Below are 16,426 nucleotides of genomic sequence, written 5' to 3' on the forward strand. Positions count from 1 at the left end.
TTTCCCGAACGTATTTCCAGGAGTCCGTTATGCCGCTTGCACAACTGATCAGCCCGCAACAACTGGCCGAGCGCCAGCAGCGCGCCGGCTTAGTCATCCTCGACTGCCGCTTTGCCCTGGAAGACCCGGATTACGGGCGTTGCAGCTATGCCGAGGGGCATATCGAAGGGGCGCAGTATGCGGACCTGGAGCGCCACCTCAGCGGGCCGGTGATCAAGGGCGTGACCGGCCGCCATCCGCTGCCGGCGGCCCAGGTGCTGGTTCGGCAGTTGCAGGCCTGGGGCATCCATGCCGACAGCGAGATCGTGCTGTATGACGACGGCCCTGGCGCATTTGCCGCCCGTGCCTGGTGGCTGCTGGCCTGGTTGGGCAAGCGCGACGGGGTGTCGATCCTCGATGGTGGCCTGAAGGCCTGGCACAGCGCCGGTTTCCCTTTGAGCCTGGATGCGCCGGGCAACGAACCGGGGACCTTTACTGGCACTGCGGACTACGACCTGCTACTGGACGCAGAGCATCTGCAAAAGCGCCTGGGCCAGCCGGGCCTGACACTGATCGACGCCCGGGCCTTGCCGCGTTTTCGCGGTGAAGTGGAACCCATCGACCCGATTGCCGGGCATATTCCCGGCGCGCAATGTGCGGCGTTCAGCGAGAACCTGGGCAGTGACGGGCGCTTCTTGCCGGTGTCGCAGCTCAAGCAACGGTTTGCTGAAAAACTGCAAGGCCGCTCGCCCCAGGAATTGGTGGCGTATTGCGGCTCGGGTGTGACGGCGTGCCACAACCTGTTTGCCTTGAGCCTGGCGGGTTATCCGTTGGGCAAGTTGTATGCGGGGTCGTGGAGTGAGTGGATCAATGATCCGCAGCGACAAATTGCAACCGGCGACTGAGCTCCCACTTTATGGATCGAGTTGAGACAGCAGCCATTGCGGGATCCGCCGCTCCAGGTAGTAACCCGGCTGTTTCAGCGAACCCTCGACAAACCCCACATGCCCGCCCCTGGCCTGCAGTTCAAACTCGATGCAGTCCGACAGTTCGCTGGCCTGGGGTAGGCTGTGGGCAAACACAAAAGGATCATCCGCCGCCTGGATGATCAGCGTCGGCGTACAGATCGCCCCGAGGAAGTAACGACTCGACGCCCGCCGATAATAGTCCTCGGCGCTCAGGTAGCCATGCAGCGGTGCGGTGACGCGCCCATCAAAATCCCAGAACGTGCGCATTTTCTCCAGCGAGCCCAGCTCCGCCAGGGTTTTCAGTGCGTCTTCACGCCCATCCTGCAGGAACTGGCGCTGCTTGACCCGGATATAACCGAGCATCTCGCGCATGAAATGCTTCTGATAGACCCGGGAAAAGCCCAGGCCGATGCGGTCGGCGCACTGGTCCAGGCGAAACGGCACCGATACCGCTGCCGCGCCTTGCAGGCCAGAGCTGTCGCCGGTTTCGCCCAGGTGCTTGAGCAGCACATTGCCGCCCAGGGAGTAACCCACGGCATACAGCGGCGCCAACGGCCGCTTGGCCCGCAGGTGCGCGATGGCGGCGGCCAGGTCTTCACTGGCGCCGGAGTGGTAACTGCGGGCCAGCAGGTTGGGTTCGCCGGAACAGCCACGCCAATTCAGCGCGACGCTGGCCCAGCCCTGGCTGGCCAGGGCTTTTTGCAGGCCGGCGACGTAGGGCGAATTGGACGAGCCGGTCAGCCCATGTAGCACCAGCACCAAGGGCGCGTGCGGGTCGTGGGGGCCGTGCCAGTCAAGGTCAAGAAAGTCGCCATCCTCCAGCCACAGGCGCTCGCGCTGGCGTTCGAGGTGGGTGGTGGGGCGCCAGAGCGGGCCCCACAGCGTTTGCAGATGGGGGTTGCCGAGGCCGAAGGCGGGGGTGAAGCGATTGGTTAGCGGTGTCATGAATACCTGTCCTGCAGGAGCGGGTTTGCCCTAATGCCGATCAGTTAAGCGAACGCAATGCTCAAAGCAGCGAAGGTCAAATGTGGGAGCGGGCTTGCCTGCGATGGCGGTGGATCAGCCAACACAGTTGTTAACTGACATACCGCTATCGCGGGCAAGCCCGCTCCCACAGGGGATCTGCGCTTAACTGAACGGCATTAGCAGGCTTGCCCGACAAGCTCGTGCCTACAGTGTTTTTAGTGGGCCAGAGCCGTACGTTGCCACAACGCGTAATACACCCGCCCGGATTTTTGCTCGCGGTGCAGGCGCCAGTTGCCCGGCAGGCCCAGGGTCGACGGCGCGGTTTCGCTTTCGGTGTAGACCCAGGCATCATCGGCCAGCCATTGGCGCTCTTCCAGCAGGGTGCAGACGGTCGGCAACAGGTTCTGGTTGAACGGCGGGTCGAGGAACACCACGTCGAATGCGCTGGCCGGCTGGGTTTCCAGGTAGCGCAAGGCATCGGCGGTTTGGACGTGACCGGTGGTGCAACGCAGGGTGCCCAGGTGTTCGCGCAGGCTGGACACCGCCACATTGCTCGCGTCCAGGGCCTGGCCCAGGGCGGCGCCACGGGACAGGGACTCGAGGAACAGCGCGCCGCTGCCGGCGAACGGGTCCAGCACCTTGGCCCCTTCGATGTACGGCGCGAGCCAGTTGAACAGGGTCTCGCGGACCCGGTCCGGGGTCGGACGCAGGCCCACTACGTCGGGGAAGCTCAGCTTGCGGCTGCGCCATTGGCCGCCAATGATGCGCAATTGGCCCACACCGTTGTGAACGTTATGGACAGGTTTTTTAGGACGGGATGGACTAGCCATTAATGCTCCGGAACCCCGAGCGGCTGCTCGGCAGGTTTATCAGTGGGGGGCGGTAGTGGCTTTTGCGCGGTGGTGGGACCTGCGGTCACGATCACCATTTTATCGCTACTCAAGTGCTTGTTCAGTGCAGCCTTGACCTGTTCGGTGGTCAGGGCCTGGGATTGCTTCATAAAGTCTTCCAGGTAATTGAGCGGCAGGTTGTAGAACCCCATGGCGCCCAGTTGCCCGACGATATCGGCGTTGCTCGCGGTGGACAGCGGGAAGCTGCCGGCCAGCTCGCGCTTGGCGTCATCCAGTTCTTTTTGCGTCGGGCCGGTCTTGAGGTAGTCGGCCAACACTTGCTCCACCAGGCGCAAGGTGCCGCCGCTCATTTCGGCGCGGGTCTGCAGGTTGATCATGAACGGGCCACGGGCCTGCATCGGCGAGAAGCCCGAGTAGACGCCGTAGGTCAGGCCGCGCTTCTCGCGTACTTCGCTCATCAAGCGGGTGCCAAAGCCACCGCCGCCAAGGATCTGGTTGCCCAGGGACAGGGCGGCGTAGTCCGGGTCGGCGCGGTCGATGCCCAGTTGTGCGAACAACAGGTGGGTCTGCTTGGATGGGAATTCGATATGGCCCAGGCCGGCCTTGGGCTCGCTCGGCTCGGCGATCTTCGCCAGTGCCGGGCCCTTGGGCAGGGATGCGGACACCTTGGCCGCCATGGCCTCGGCCTCGGCGCGGGACAGGTCGCCAACCATCGCGATCACCGCGTTGCCGGCGGCGTAGGCCTTGGCGTGGAAGGCCTTCAGCTGTGCCAGGGTAATGGCCGGAACGCTTTCAGGCGTGCCTTCGCTGGGGTGCGCATAGGGATGGTCGCCATACAGGCGCTTGAACAGCTCGATGCTTGCCAGCTTGCCCGGGTTCTGCTTCTGGTACTCGAAGCCGGCCAGCAACTGGTTTTTGATGCGTGCCAGGGAGTCGGCGGGGAAGGTCGGCTGGCCGATCACCTGGTCGAACAGCGTGAGGGCGGCGTCGCGCTTGTCGGCGGCACTGAGGCTGCGCAGCGAGACCAGCGCCATATCGCGGTAGGCACCATTGCTGAAATCCGCGCCAAGGCCTTCAAAACCGGCGGCAATCTGCCCCACATCCTTGCCCGGTACGCCTTCGTTAAGCATGGCGTTGGTCAGCAGCGCCAGGCCCGGCGTGTTGCCGTCCTGGCTGCTGCCGGCGGCGAACAGGATGCGCATGTCGAACATCGGCAGTTCGTGGGCTTCGACGAACAGCACCTTGGCGCCTTCGGCGGTACTCCAGGTCTGCACGTTGAGCGTGCGGTTGGTCGGGTTCTTGCCGTCCAGCTCCGCCAGGGATTGCAGGGTCTTGCTGGACTTGGCCTGCTCCAGCGCCGGGCTGGCAATGGAGTCGTCCGGGCGACCGATATACACCGCGACCGCGGCCACCAGGGTCACGACGATCAGGCCGGGCAGCACCAGGCGGTTGTTTTTGCGATCACTCATGAGTGGTCTCCTCGGGCAGGACATGGGCGACACTCAGGCGTTCGCGGGTGAAATAGGTGCGCGCGGCCTTCTGGATATCCTCGGGCGTCACGCTTTGCAGCTCGGCCAGCTCAGTGTCCATGAGCTTCCACGACAGGCCGACCGTTTCCAGGGAGCCAATGGCCGTGGCCTGGCTGGTGATGGAGTCGCGCTCGTAGACCACGCCGGCAATGACCTGGGCGCGAATACGCTCCAGCTCCTCGGTGGTTGGTGGCTTGGCCTTGAGTTCGTCCAGCAGGCGCCAGAGCCCGGCTTCGGCCTGGGCTACGGTTTTCTGCTTCTGCTGGTTGGGCGTGGCGCTCAAGGTGAACAGGCTGTCGCCACGGGTGTAGGCGTCGTAGTTGGTCGAGGCGCCGGACACCAGTTCTTCACCGCGCTCCAGCTGGCTCGGGATGCGTGCGCTGTAGCCGCCATCGAGCAGCGCCGAGATCAGGCGCAGGGCGTTGACCGCGCGCTTGTCTTCGGCGGTGGCCAGGCCCGGTACGTTGAAGCCGAGGATGACGCTCGGTAGCTGCGTCTGCACATGCATAGTCAGCAGGCGTTCGCCTGGTTCGGCCAGTTCCAGGGGCTTTTTCGCCGGTGGCACGTCACGCTTGGGGATCGGGCCGAAGTAGCGCTGGGCCAGGGTTTTTACCTCGTCCGGGGTCACGTCGCCGACCACCACCAGGGTGGCGTTGTTCGGCACGTACCAGGATTGGTACCAGTGGCGCAGTTCCTCGACCTTCATGCGGTCCAGGTCGGCCATCCAGCCGATGGTCGGCGTGTGGTAGCCGCTGGCCGGGTAGGCCATGGCCTTGAAGCGCTCGAAGGCCTTGGACATCGGGTTGTCATCGGTGCGCAGGCGGCGCTCTTCCTTGATCACTTCGATCTCGCGGCTGAACTCGTCGGCCGGCAGGCGCAGGGTGGCCATGCGGTCGGCTTCCAGCTCCAGGGCAACGCCCAGGCGGTCGCGGGCCAGCACTTGGTAGTAGGCGGTGTAGTCGTCACTGGTGAAGGCGTTTTCTTCGGCGCCCAGGTCGCGCAGGATCAACGAGGCCTCGCCGGGGCCGGTCTTGGAACTGCCCTTGAACATCATGTGTTCCAGGGCGTGGGACAAACCGGTCTGGCCAGGGGTTTCATAGCTGGAGCCGACCTTGTACCAGACCTGCGAGACCACCACCGGGGCGCGATGGTCTTCGCGCACGACGACCTTGAGGCCGTTGTCCAGGGTGAATTCATGGGTGGGTTGTGGGTCGGCAGCCAAGGCTGAAAGGGGCAGACAAACTGTGCTGAGCAGCAGGCCTGCGGCGCGGCGGGCTAGAGCATTCATTCGTTTTTAAACCTGTTGGGCTGCCCGCTTGGTCTTAGCGTCGGCGGGCGAGGAGGTGCTAGGATACTGATCCGTATTAGCGGCGGCCACTGCGGCGGTCATATCGTTTCGGATCCAGTCGTCGTGAAGATGGAATTATTCGTGGGTTTTCCCGATTTTCATCCGCTTTTCGCCGATTTTATCGCTTCAGTCCTATATTGAATCGATTTGTTGAGGCTGTATTCACGCCTCGCACAATGCTGCGCATGAACAAGCTGGCTAAAAAACAGTCTGTTGCGCATTGAATATTATTTACCGAGGCGCCTCCTTGGCGCGTCGCTACCTTGAGATAGCCGTCCTCCATGTTTGGTTCCAACGACGACAAGAAGAGCCCAGCTGCGGCTGGCGAGAAAAAAGGCCTGTTCGGATGGCTGCGCAAAAAGCCGCAGGAAACCGTCGTCGAACAGCCGCAAGTCCAACCTGAGCCTGTTCTGCAAGCGGAACCGGCGATTGAACCAGTGGCCGAGCCTGTTGTTGAGACGCCGGCGCCTGTGGTGCTGCCTATCGCCGAGCCGGTCCTGCAGCCGGTGGTGGAGGCTGCGCCAGAGCCAGAGCCAGAGCACAAGCCGTGGCCGCCATTGCCGGTGGCTGAAGAGCCTGTCGCGCTGGTCGAGGATGTGCAGGCCGAACATGTGACACCGCCGATCCCCGTGGTGGTGGAGCCGGTGCAGGTCGCCGTCGAGCCCCTGCCTGTCGTGGTTGAGCCGGCGCCGCTGGTGGTCGAGCCCGTTGCCGTCGTTGCCGCACCGGCCGCCGCACCTGCCGAAACCAGCAAGACCGGCTTCTTTGCCCGCCTCAAGCAAGGTCTGAGCAAGACCAGCGCGAGCATTGGCGAAGGCATGGCCAGCCTGTTCCTGGGCAAGAAGATCATCGATGACGAGTTGCTCGAAGACATCGAGACCCGCCTGCTGACCGCTGACGTGGGCGTCGAAGCCACTGCCGTGATTATCCAGAGCCTGACCCAGAAGGTCGCGCGCAAGCAGCTCACCGACGCCGACGCGCTCTACAAGTCATTGCAGGCCGAACTGGCCGCCATGCTCAAGCCCGTGGAAGCGCCGCTGGTGATTGTCGAGAAAAAACCCTTCGTAATCCTGGTGGTCGGCGTCAACGGTGCTGGCAAGACCACCACCATCGGCAAGCTGGCGAAGAAGCTGCAACTGGAAGGCAAGAAAGTCATGCTTGCCGCCGGTGACACCTTCCGCGCCGCTGCCGTGGAGCAATTGCAGGTGTGGGGCGAGCGCAACAAGATCCCGGTGATCGCCCAGCACACCGGCGCCGATTCCGCCTCGGTGATCTTCGATGCCGTGCAGGCGGCCAAGGCCCGTAACATCGATGTACTGATTGCCGATACCGCCGGTCGCCTGCACACCAAAGACAACCTGATGGAAGAGTTGAAGAAAGTACGTCGGGTGATGGGCAAGCTCGACGCCGACGCGCCGCACGAGGTGTTGTTGGTGCTGGACGCCGGGACCGGGCAGAACGCAATCAGCCAGGCCAAGCAATTCCACCAGACGGTACAGCTGACTGGCCTGGCGTTGACTAAGCTCGATGGCACGGCCAAGGGTGGGGTGATTTTTGCCCTGGCCAAACAATTCGGGCTGCCGATTCGTTATATCGGTGTCGGCGAAGGTATTGATGACCTGCGCACGTTTGAGGCCGAACCCTTTGTCCAGGCACTGTTTGCCGAGCGGGAGCGTTCATGATTCGTTTTGAACAGGTGGGCAAGCGCTACGCCAACGGGCATGTCGGCTTGCATGAGCTGAGTTTCCGGGTGCGCCGTGGCGAGTTCTTGTTTGTCACCGGTCATTCCGGCGCCGGCAAAAGTACCTTGCTGCGCCTGCTGCTGGCCATGGAGCGCCCCACTACCGGCAAATTGCTGCTGGCGGGCCAGGACCTGGCCACTATCAGCAATGCGCAGATCCCGTTCCTGCGCCGGCAGATCGGCGTGGTGTTCCAGAACCACCAGTTGCTGTTCGATCGCACGGTGTTCAATAACATCGCCCTGCCATTGCAGATTCTCGGGCTGTCCAAGGCCGAAATCATCAAGCGTGTGGATTCGGCCCTGGAGCGCGTGGCGCTGTCGGACAAGACCGACCTGTACCCCGGCGACCTGTCCACCGGCCAGCAACAACGCGTCGGCATTGCCCGCGCCATCGTCCATCGCCCGGCCTTGCTGCTGGCGGACGAGCCCACCGGTAACCTCGACCCGCGCCTGGCCGCAGAAATCATGGGCGTGTTTGAAGACATCAACCGCCTGGGCACCAGCGTGCTGATTGCCAGTCACGACCTGGCATTGATCGCGCGCATGCGCCACCGCATGCTGACCTTGCAGCGCGGCCGCCTGATTGGTGATGGGGAGGCCGGCGTATGAGTGCCACACGTAGCCCTAAAGTTTCCGAGCGCGTGGCGCCGAAAGCCGCCGACCCGCAGCCGCAGAAAAAGAAACGCGACGATGATGACGGCCCCGACTTCAGCACCTTGCTGCATGCCTGGGTCGAAAGCCATCGCGCCAGCCTGGTGGACAGCCTGCGCCGCCTGGGCAAGCAGCCGATTGGCAGCTTCTTCACCTGCCTGGTGATGGCCGTGGCGTTGAGCCTGCCGATGGGGTTGTCGTTGCTGCTTAATAATGTCGAGCGCCTGGGCGGTTCCTGGCAGCGCGCGGCGCAGATTTCCCTGTACCTGCAACTGGATGCCAGCGCTACCGAAGGCGAGGCCCTGCGCGAGCAGATCAAGAACCTGCCGGGCGTGGCGGAGGCCGAGTACATCAGCCGCGACCAGGCGCTGGAAGAGTTCCAGCAACAGTCCGGCCTGGGTGAGGCGCTCAAGGAGCTGCCGCAGAACCCGCTGCCGGGGGTTGTGTTGGTCACGCCCAATGAAATCGACAAGACGGCCCTTGAAGCCTTAAGGCAAAAATTGGCTGAACTGCCCAAGGTACAGCAGGCGCAGCTTGATCTGGTGTGGGTCGAGCGTCTGGCGGCGATTCTCAAGCTGGGCGACCGGTTTGTCTTCGGTCTCACGGTGTTGCTGGTTTCTGCATTACTTTTGGTGATAGGCAATACCATTCGTCTTCATATTGAAAACCGCCGCACCGAGATAGAAGTGATTAAACTGGTCGGCGGCACAGACAGCTATGTGCGTCGTCCTTTTCTATATATGGGCGCGCTTTATGGCTTCGGTGCGGGGATTCTGTCCTGGGGCGTATTGGCGTTTGGCTTGGATTGGCTGAACGACGCGGTAATCGGCCTGGCCGGTTTGTATGGCAGTGACTTTGCCCTGGCTGGCGTACCCGCTGCCGATGGTCTATCACTCTTGCTTGGCGCGGTGTTGTTGGGGTATATCGGTGCTTGGATTGCGGTCGCACGGCATCTACGTGAGCTGGCGCCGAAGTAGTTAATGTCAGATTAATGTGGTTTCGTTTGTATTGACCGTATCAGTGGTTTAGGGAACTTGTCCTACGGTTCCCGGTCAATTTTCGCAGTGCTGAACTGCACGAGTTATGTGAGTCGGAGGTTTTTTCGTATGACCACTTCTTTGCAACCTGCTTATGCTCTGGTCCCAGGCGCGAACCTGGAAGCCTATGTGCACACGGTCAACAGCATTCCTTTGCTGACGCCCGAGCAGGAGCGTGAACTGGCCGAGAGTCTCTACTATGAGCAGGATTTGGGGGCGGCTCGGCAGATGGTGCTCGCCCACCTGCGTTTTGTCGTACATATCGCCCGTAGCTATAGCGGCTACGGCCTGGCCCAGGCTGACCTGATCCAGGAAGGCAACGTCGGCCTGATGAAGGCGGTGAAACGCTTCAACCCGGAAATGGGTGTGCGCCTGGTGTCGTTCGCCGTGCACTGGATCAAGGCGGAAATCCACGAGTTCATCCTGCGCAACTGGCGCATCGTGAAAGTGGCGACCACCAAGGCCCAGCGCAAGCTGTTCTTCAACCTGCGCAGCCAGAAGAAACGCCTGGCGTGGCTGAACAACGAGGAAGTCCACCGTGTGGCCGAAAGCCTCGGCGTGGAGCCCCGGGAAGTGCGCGAGATGGAAAGTCGCCTGACCGGCCATGACATGGCCTTCGACCCGGCCGCCGAAGCGGACGACGACAGTGCCTTCCAATCGCCGGCCAACTACCTGGAAGACCACCGGTACGACCCGGCGCGTCAACTGGAAGATGCCGATTGGAGCGACAACTCCAACCACAACCTGCACGAAGCACTGGAAGTGCTGGACGACCGCAGCCGTGACATCCTCTACCAGCGCTGGCTGGCAGAAGAAAAAGCCACGCTGCACGACCTGGCGCAAAAGTACAACGTGTCGGCCGAGCGTATTCGTCAGCTTGAGAAGAGCGCGATGAATAAGCTGAAACTGTCGATCGCCGCCTAATACGCAGCGAACGAGCAAAAAAATGCCCCGATCGAGAGACCGGGGCATTTTTGTTCGTGCCTGAAAACCTCAAGCCAGCCCCCACAGGTTCTGTGGTGGGTCAGTTGGCCCATGGCGCCTGGCGCGTGTTGTCCAGTGCGTTCAAATAGCCTGCGCCCCCCAACTGCCCCATCTGCTGGCGAATCCACGCCGCCCGCCGTGCCACATACGCCGTTGGATGGCTGGCACTCCACACCCGTGGATTGGGCAGGACAGCGGCCAGGTAGCTGGCCTGCTGGCGCGAAAGCCCCTTGGCACTCACCCCAAAATGATGCCGCGCCGCCGCCTCTGCGCCAAACACCCCTTCATCCCATTCCACGCTGTTGAGGTACACCTCAAGGATCCGCTGCTTGGGCCAGAGGATTTCGATCAGCCCGGTAAACCAGGCCTCCAGGCCCTTGCGCACATAGCTGCGGCCGGCCCATAAAAACAGGTTCTTCGACACCTGCTGGCTCAGCGTACTGGCGCCGCGAATCGAACCGCCGCGCTCGTTATGCAGCAGGGCGGCCTGGATCGCACCAAAGTCAAAGCCCCAATGCTGCGGGAAACGCTGGTCCTCACCGGCCATCACCGCCACTTTCAGGTCATCGGCGATCTCATCCCACGGCACCCAGGTGCGTTGCAGGTCGATGGGCTCGCCGTCGACCCAGGATTCGATCTTGCGCTCGATCATCAGCGCAGTGAACGGTGGTGGCACGACACGGAACAGCAGCACCAGCAAAACACTGCCGATGACAAACCATTTCACGACTTTGAGAAAACGACTGAAGAGGACACGCAGCATAGAGATGGCTTGGCCGAACCCGTTGAGCGGGCCATTATACAGACCCGGCCCTTTGAGTCTGACTGGAGTTCCCCATGCTGCGTGGCTTTCTGATGTTGGCGGCCTTTTTCGGCTTTACCGGTGTTGCCCTCGGCGCGTTCGCCGCCCATGGCCTGAAAAAAAGCCTGACGGCTGAATACCTGGCGATATTCCACACCGGCGTGACCTACCAACTGGTGCACGCCCTGGCGTTGTTTGGCGTGGCCTTGCTGGCCGCGCATGTGCCCGGGCGCCTGGTGCTCTGGGCCGGTGTGTCGTTCAGCATCGGCATCTTGCTGTTCTCCGGCAGCCTGTATCTGCTGACCACCATTGGCATCGGCAAACTGGGGATCATCACGCCGTTTGGCGGCCTGGCGTTCCTGATTGGCTGGCTGTGCCTGGGGCTCGCCGCCTGGCGCCTGCAACTGACCGCCTGACGCTTGTAGCTGACCTTCAGGTCACGATCAGGCTAGAATGCTGGCCCCTAAAAACGATGGCGGCCCGTGGCATGCGCATTCAATTGAACGGCGAATCCTATGAACTGCCCGACGGTGAAACCGTCGCGGCCCTGCTGACCCGTCTGGAACTGACCGGACGTCGCGTCGCAGTGGAGCTCAACCAGGATATCGTCCCGCGTAGCCAGCACACCGAAACCGCCCTCACCGAAGGCGACCAGGTTGAAGTGGTCCACGCCATCGGCGGCGGCTAGCCCTGGGGCAACTACCCGGATTCTGCAGAACCTCACCCCTACTCGAGGATTTCCCATGAGCATCGTTCGTAGCGACAAGCCCTTCGTCCTGGCCGGTCGTACCTACCAGTCGCGTTTGCTGGTAGGCACCGGCAAGTACCGCGACATGGAAGAAACCCGTCTGGCTATCGAAGCCTCGGGCGCCGAAATCGTGACGGTGGCCGTGCGCCGCACCAATATCGGCCAGAACCCGGGCGAACCGAACCTGCTGGATATCCTGCCGCCGGACCGCTACACCATCCTGCCCAACACCGCCGGTTGCTACGATGCCATCGAAGCCGTGCGCACCTGCCGCCTGGCCCGTGAACTGCTCGACGGCCACAACCTGGTGAAGCTGGAAGTGCTGGCGGACCAGAAAACCCTGTTCCCCAACGTGATCGAAACCCTCAAGGCCGCCGAGACCCTGGTCAAGGAAGGTTTCGACGTGATGGTCTACACCAGCGATGACCCGATCATCGCCCGCCAACTGGCCGAAATCGGCTGCATCGCCGTTATGCCGCTGGCCGGCCTGATCGGCACGGGCCTGGGGATCTGCAACCCGTACAACCTGCAGATCATCCTCGAAGAAGCCAAGATCCCGGTGCTGGTGGATGCCGGCGTCGGCACCGCGTCCGATGCCACCATCGCCATGGAACTGGGCTGCGAAGCGGTGCTGATGAACTCGGCCATCGCCAACGCGCAACAGCCGATCATGATGGCCGAAGCCATGAAACACGCGATTGTCGCCGGCCGCCTGGCGTACCTCGCCGGGCGTATGCCGAAAAAACTCTATGCCAGCGCCTCCTCGCCGCTGGATGGTCTGATCAAGTAAGAGCCATTGATGACTGAATCAAACGAAACGCCGAACCCCGTGGAAGAAGGCGACGAGTCCAAGCACCGCCGCATCAAGAGCTTTGTGATGCGCGCCGGGCGCATGACCGAAGGCCAGCAAAAAGGCCTGGACCAGGGCGCGCCGCTGTTCGTCCTGCCCCTGGCCGATGCGCCGGTGGACTTCGACCAGGTGTTTGGCCGTTCGGCCCCGCGCTCCCTGGAAATCGGCTTTGGCATGGGTCATTCCCTGCTGGAAATGGCCGCCGCGTCGCCCGAGCAAGACTTTATCGGTGTGGAAGTACACCGTCCGGGCGTGGGCGCGCTGCTTAACGGCGTGCTGACCCAGGGCCTGAAAAACCTGCGGGTCTATGACTGCGACGCGATCGAAGTGCTTAACCGCTGCATCGCCGACAACAGCCTCGACCGCCTGATGCTGTTTTTCCCGGACCCATGGCACAAGAGTCGTCACCACAAGCGCCGTATCGTCCAGGCGTCCTTCGCGGAGCTGGTGCGCAGCAAGCTGAAAGTGGGCGGCATCCTGCATATGGCCACCGACTGGGAACCGTATGCGCAGTACATGCTGGAAGTGATGAACGTCGCCCCTGGCTACCGCAACCTGGCGGCAGACGGCCAGTGCGTGCCACGCCCGGCCGAGCGCCCGATCACCAAGTTCGAGCGCCGTGGCGAGCGGTTGGGGCATGGGGTTTGGGATTTGAAGTTTGAAAAGCTGGCTTGATCAGCTAGACGACTGAAATGCGATCAACTGTGGGAGCAGGCAAGCCAGCTCCCACAGTTGTTTTGCGGTGGGCTTTGAGTCAGCGACGGTCGGCAACCACGCCAATCAACACCAGCACCACCAACAGCACCGGTGCCAGGCTGTAGTTATTGAACTGGCTCAACCCCCGCACAATCCACGGCGTGGCGTAGATCAGCGCAGCACCGCTGCCGATCATGCACAGCAGGGCCATCAGTGGCACACGCAAGGCGCCGGCGATGTTGCCCAGGCGCGCTTCGACCCAGCCCTTGATATCGGCGCCGAACAGCACCAATAGGCAGCCTACCAGCGCCAGGGAGATTTCCGACAGGTTGCTACGGCTCCAGCGGGATACGGTGGCGAGCAGGTCGAGTACCAGATCCATTCGATTTCCTTAAGAGCGATCAGCTCAAAAACTTCTGCAGCAGGTCATTGAGAAAGAGTTGCCCACGGTCCGTGGCCGCCAGGCGTGACGGTTCGACCTGCAATAAGCCACTTTGTTCTGCCTCGCGACGGGCCTCGTTGAGGCTGGCCAGGTCCAGGCCAGTGCGTTCGGCGTAAAGCCTGGCTTCAACGCCGTCGGTAAGGCGCAGGGCGTTCATCAGGAACTCGAAAGGCAATTCTTCGTTGGTCAGCTCTTTCATGCCTGCCTGAAAGCTTTTGGCCGGGTTGAAGTAGTCCTTCGGTGCGCGGGTCTTCCAGGTGCGCACGATGCGCCCGTCTGGATGACTGAGCTTGCCGTGGGCGCCGGCGCCAATGCCGATAAAGTCGCCAAAGCTCCAGTAATTGAGGTTATGCCGTGCAGGTCGGCCCGGTTGGGCGTAGGCCGAGACTTCATATTGCGCATAACCGTGCTCGGCCAGCAGGGCCTGGCCGGCTTCCTGGATATCCCACAGGGTGTCGTCTTCTGGCAGCGTCGGCGGCTGGTTCCAGAACACGGTGTTGGGTTCCAGGGTCAGTTGGTACCACGACAGATGGGTGGGCTTGAGCGCAATGGCCTGGCGCAGGTCGCTCAAGGCATCGTCCAGGGATTGATCAGGCAAACCGTGCATCAGGTCCAGGTTGAAGTTATCGAACCCGGCCTGGCGTGCCATGCCGGCGGCGCGTACGGCTTCGTCGCCGTTGTGGATGCGGCCCAGGGCCTGGAGCTTTTCCTGTTGGAAGCTCTGGATGCCGATGGACAGGCGATTGATCCCCAGCTTGCGGTAGGCGACGAACTTCTCTTGCTCGAAGGTGCCGGGGTTGGCTTCCAGGGTAATCTCGATGTCGGGGGCAAACGGGATGCGTTGTTCCACGCCTTCCAGTAACCGGCCCAGCGCGGCCGCACTGAACAGGCTGGGCGTGCCGCCACCAAAGAAGATCGAACTCAACTCGCGGCCATACACCGCGTGCAGGTCCTGGTCCAGGTCCGCCAGCAACGCGTCGACATACTCTTGTTCCGGCAGCACCTGGCTGGCGGTGTGGGAGTTGAAGTCGCAATAGGGGCATTTGCGCACGCACCACGGGATATGGATATACAGCGCCAGAGGCGGCAGCACCGGCAGGGCCGCCCGAGGTGTTTGCGCGCCACCGTGGATCAGTGGCAGCGCGGAGGTGTCCTGGGTCATTGCAAACCCAGACGTTGGCGCAGCAAAGCCATGGCGCGGGCGCGGTGGCTGATCTGGTTCTTGTCGGCCGGGCTCAGTTCGGCGCTGGACACATTGCGCTCCGGCACCCAGAACAGCGGGTCGTAGCCAAACCCGTGCTCGCCGCTGGCGGCATGCAGGATGCGCCCGTGCCACAAGCCTTCGCAGAGGATCGGCAGCGGGTCGTCGGCATGCCTTACCAGCGCCAGCACACAGACAAACTGCGCGCCGCGCATCGCGTCCGGCACGTCCTTGAGGGCGTCCAGCAGCTTGGCGTTGTTCGCCGCGTCGCCTTTGCCGTCGGCATAGCGCGCCGAGTAGATGCCAGGAGCGCCGCCGAGGAAGTCCACGGCCAGGCCCGAATCGTCGGCCAATGCCGGCAGGCCGGAAATGCGCGCGGCATTGCGGGCCTTGAGGATGGCGTTCTCGACGAACGACAGGCCGGTCTCTTCCGGCTCCACCTGGCTGAACTCGCCAATCGAGCGCAATTGCACCGATTCGCCGAGCATGGCCTGGAGTTCCTTGAGTTTGCCGGCGTTATGGCTGGCCAGTACGAGTTGTGTCAGGTTCATTATTCGGCCGGGAACAGTTCTTGGGTGAAACTGAAACCGTGGGCCTTGCCGCCGGTTTCAACATTGATGGTAAAGGTGCGGAATTCCTGCTGCGGCACCGAGTAGGGGGCCAGGTAGTAGATTGCGCCTTTTTCGGTGATTTGCTTGAACGTCAGCATTTCGCTCTTGCCGGTCAAGTCCTTGATCGTGCCGGTCACTTGCGCCGCCACCGCCTCCCCGCCTTTTTTCACCGTGATGTTGATCATGCCCTTGTTCTTGCTGCGTACCACGCCCACGGCCTGGGCCGTCTCGGGTTGCAGGAAGCTGGAGGTGAAGGTGCTGTAGTGCACGGTGATATCACCAAACGCCTTCTGCCGATTACTGTCGATAGGGCCGGCGGCCATGGCGCTGGCGCCCAGGCAGGCGGTGAGTAGAAAAATAGCCAGGCGACTCATGATCGTCCTCCTCGGAAATGGTTAGACGGCAATCTGATGCTCGGTCAGGCCAGGACTGCTGACCCGATAAATCCCGATTTCACCTAAAAGATTAGGCCATAGCTTACTTGCCCAGCCGTGGCGATGCTGTTGATCGACGGCAAGGCGGTTGATCACCTTGGCTTCGCGCCCGCGGCACAGCGCCTCGAAGTCCTCGAAGGTGCAGAAGTGAATGTTGGGCGTGTTGTACCAGGTGTACGGCAGGAAGTCCGATACCGGCATCCGGCCCTTGGTGGCCAGGTACCAGCGGCAGCGCCAGTGCCCGAAGTTGGGGAAGGTGATGATGCACTGGCGACCGACGCGCAACATCTCGTCGAGGATCCGATCCGGGTAGTGCACGGCTTGCAGGGCCTGGGTCATCACCACGATATCGAAGCTGTTGCTGGCAAAGTTGCCCAGGCCCTTGTCCAGGTCCTGCTCGATCACGTTGATGCCCTTGGCCACGCACTGGGCGATGTTATCCGGGTCGTTTTCCAGGCCATAGCCGGTGACTTGCTTGTTGTCGCGCAGCCAGCTCAGCAGTTCGCCATCGCCGCAACCCAGGTCGAGCACGCGGCTGCCGGCGGGGATCCAGTCTTGGATGATTTCCAGGTCGGCTCTCATGGCGTT

19 protein-coding genes are annotated in these 16,426 nt (G+C 62.3%); 9 read left to right on the forward strand and 10 right to left on the reverse strand.

Annotated elements, in window-relative coordinates; translation table 11 throughout:
* Nucleotides 1-29: 29 nt before the first annotated feature.
* Complete coding sequence (locus tag AO268_RS10255) at nucleotides 30-884, forward strand: sulfurtransferase (RefSeq protein ID WP_099168612.1); 855 nt, start codon at nucleotides 30-32, stop codon at nucleotides 882-884.
* Between the two features lie 9 nt (nucleotides 885-893).
* On the opposite strand, the gene AO268_RS10260 is transcribed toward AO268_RS10255, so the two are convergent.
* The 4 genes from AO268_RS10260 to AO268_RS10275 form a co-directional block, all read right to left on the reverse strand.
* Nucleotides 894-1,892: a hydrolase gene (locus AO268_RS10260; RefSeq protein WP_099168613.1), complete on the reverse strand. Its 999-nt coding sequence runs from the start codon at nucleotides 1,890-1,892 to the stop codon at nucleotides 894-896.
* 236 nt (nucleotides 1,893-2,128) lie between these two features.
* Complete coding sequence (rsmD, locus tag AO268_RS10265; protein WP_076963145.1) at nucleotides 2,129-2,743, reverse strand: 16S rRNA (guanine(966)-N(2))-methyltransferase RsmD; 615 nt, start codon at nucleotides 2,741-2,743, stop codon at nucleotides 2,129-2,131.
* Nucleotides 2,743-4,233 carry a M16 family metallopeptidase gene (locus AO268_RS10270; RefSeq protein WP_099168614.1) on the reverse strand — a complete coding sequence of 497 codons (1,491 nt, stop codon included), beginning with the start codon at nucleotides 4,231-4,233 and terminating at the stop codon, nucleotides 2,743-2,745. Before AO268_RS10270 ends, rsmD begins: the two co-directional genes overlap by 1 nt.
* The gene (locus AO268_RS10275) at nucleotides 4,226-5,581 is read right to left on the reverse strand and encodes a M16 family metallopeptidase (RefSeq protein WP_099168615.1); all 1,356 of its coding nucleotides are present in this window, start codon (nucleotides 5,579-5,581) and stop codon (nucleotides 4,226-4,228) included. The genes AO268_RS10270 and AO268_RS10275 overlap by 8 nt, the downstream gene beginning before the upstream one ends.
* Before the next feature lie 341 nt (nucleotides 5,582-5,922).
* On the opposite strand from AO268_RS10275, the gene ftsY reads away from it, so the two are divergent.
* From ftsY to rpoH, 4 genes are all read left to right on the forward strand, one after another.
* Nucleotides 5,923-7,323 (forward strand): signal recognition particle-docking protein FtsY, encoded by a 1,401-nt coding sequence (gene ftsY, locus AO268_RS10280; protein WP_099168616.1) that lies wholly within the window; start codon nucleotides 5,923-5,925, stop codon nucleotides 7,321-7,323.
* Nucleotides 7,320-7,991, forward strand: coding sequence for a cell division ATP-binding protein FtsE (gene ftsE / locus AO268_RS10285; protein ID WP_017476533.1), 672 nt, complete (start codon nucleotides 7,320-7,322; stop codon nucleotides 7,989-7,991). The genes ftsY and ftsE overlap by 4 nt, the downstream gene beginning before the upstream one ends.
* Complete coding sequence (ftsX, locus tag AO268_RS10290; RefSeq protein ID WP_076963149.1) at nucleotides 7,988-9,010, forward strand: permease-like cell division protein FtsX; 1,023 nt, start codon at nucleotides 7,988-7,990, stop codon at nucleotides 9,008-9,010. The genes ftsE and ftsX overlap by 4 nt, the downstream gene beginning before the upstream one ends.
* A gap of 129 nt (nucleotides 9,011-9,139) precedes the next feature.
* A complete protein-coding gene (rpoH, locus tag AO268_RS10295) occupies nucleotides 9,140-9,994 on the forward strand; it encodes an RNA polymerase sigma factor RpoH (protein ID WP_003176698.1) in 855 nt (284 codons plus the stop codon).
* A 100-nt stretch (nucleotides 9,995-10,094) separates the two neighbouring features.
* Here the strand turns inward: rpoH and mtgA are convergent, their stop codons facing one another.
* On the reverse strand, nucleotides 10,095-10,817 hold the full coding sequence (mtgA, locus tag AO268_RS10300; RefSeq protein ID WP_076963150.1) for a monofunctional biosynthetic peptidoglycan transglycosylase: 723 nt from the start codon (nucleotides 10,815-10,817) through the stop codon (nucleotides 10,095-10,097).
* Nucleotides 10,818-10,891: 74 nt separating this feature from the next.
* On the opposite strand from mtgA, the gene AO268_RS10305 reads away from it, so the two are divergent.
* The 4 genes from AO268_RS10305 (at nucleotide 10,892) to trmB (ending at nucleotide 13,129) form a co-directional block, all read left to right on the forward strand.
* A complete protein-coding gene (locus AO268_RS10305) occupies nucleotides 10,892-11,272 on the forward strand; it encodes a DUF423 domain-containing protein (protein WP_076963151.1) in 381 nt (126 codons plus the stop codon).
* 71 nt (nucleotides 11,273-11,343) lie between these two features.
* Nucleotides 11,344-11,544 (forward strand): sulfur carrier protein ThiS, encoded by a 201-nt coding sequence (gene thiS, locus AO268_RS10310; RefSeq protein ID WP_162947777.1) that lies wholly within the window; start codon nucleotides 11,344-11,346, stop codon nucleotides 11,542-11,544.
* Between the two features lie 55 nt (nucleotides 11,545-11,599).
* The gene (locus tag AO268_RS10315; protein WP_017845016.1) at nucleotides 11,600-12,394 is read left to right on the forward strand and encodes a thiazole synthase; all 795 of its coding nucleotides are present in this window, start codon (nucleotides 11,600-11,602) and stop codon (nucleotides 12,392-12,394) included.
* Between the two features lie 9 nt (nucleotides 12,395-12,403).
* Nucleotides 12,404-13,129, forward strand: a complete 726-nt coding sequence (gene trmB / locus AO268_RS10320; RefSeq protein ID WP_076963153.1) for a tRNA (guanosine(46)-N7)-methyltransferase TrmB — start codon at nucleotides 12,404-12,406, stop codon at nucleotides 13,127-13,129.
* 79 nt (nucleotides 13,130-13,208) lie between these two features.
* On the opposite strand, the gene AO268_RS10325 is transcribed toward trmB, so the two are convergent.
* Genes AO268_RS10325 through metW form a run of 5 tightly spaced genes read right to left on the reverse strand, consistent with a single transcriptional unit; the run spans nucleotide 13,209 to nucleotide 16,420 of the window.
* Nucleotides 13,209-13,532 carry a DUF3392 domain-containing protein gene (locus AO268_RS10325; protein ID WP_029300493.1) on the reverse strand — a complete coding sequence of 108 codons (324 nt, stop codon included), beginning with the start codon at nucleotides 13,530-13,532 and terminating at the stop codon, nucleotides 13,209-13,211.
* Between the two features lie 19 nt (nucleotides 13,533-13,551).
* Entirely contained in the window at nucleotides 13,552-14,754 is a 1,203-nt protein-coding gene (gene hemW / locus AO268_RS10330) for a radical SAM family heme chaperone HemW (protein WP_099168617.1), read from the reverse strand.
* On the reverse strand, nucleotides 14,751-15,347 hold the full coding sequence (gene rdgB / locus AO268_RS10335) for an RdgB/HAM1 family non-canonical purine NTP pyrophosphatase (RefSeq protein ID WP_162493908.1): 597 nt from the start codon (nucleotides 15,345-15,347) through the stop codon (nucleotides 14,751-14,753). The genes hemW and rdgB overlap by 4 nt, the downstream gene beginning before the upstream one ends.
* A complete protein-coding gene (locus tag AO268_RS10340; RefSeq protein WP_076963156.1) occupies nucleotides 15,344-15,778 on the reverse strand; it encodes a DUF4426 domain-containing protein in 435 nt (144 codons plus the stop codon). Before AO268_RS10340 ends, rdgB begins: the two co-directional genes overlap by 4 nt.
* Before the next feature lie 21 nt (nucleotides 15,779-15,799).
* Nucleotides 15,800-16,420 carry a methionine biosynthesis protein MetW gene (metW, locus tag AO268_RS10345; protein ID WP_076963157.1) on the reverse strand — a complete coding sequence of 207 codons (621 nt, stop codon included), beginning with the start codon at nucleotides 16,418-16,420 and terminating at the stop codon, nucleotides 15,800-15,802.
* Nucleotides 16,421-16,426: the final 6 nt, after the last annotated feature.

The sequence above is a fragment of the Pseudomonas sp. ICMP 8385 genome, assembly GCF_002699915.1.
Lineage (GTDB): Bacteria > Pseudomonadota > Gammaproteobacteria > Pseudomonadales > Pseudomonadaceae > Aquipseudomonas > Aquipseudomonas gessardii.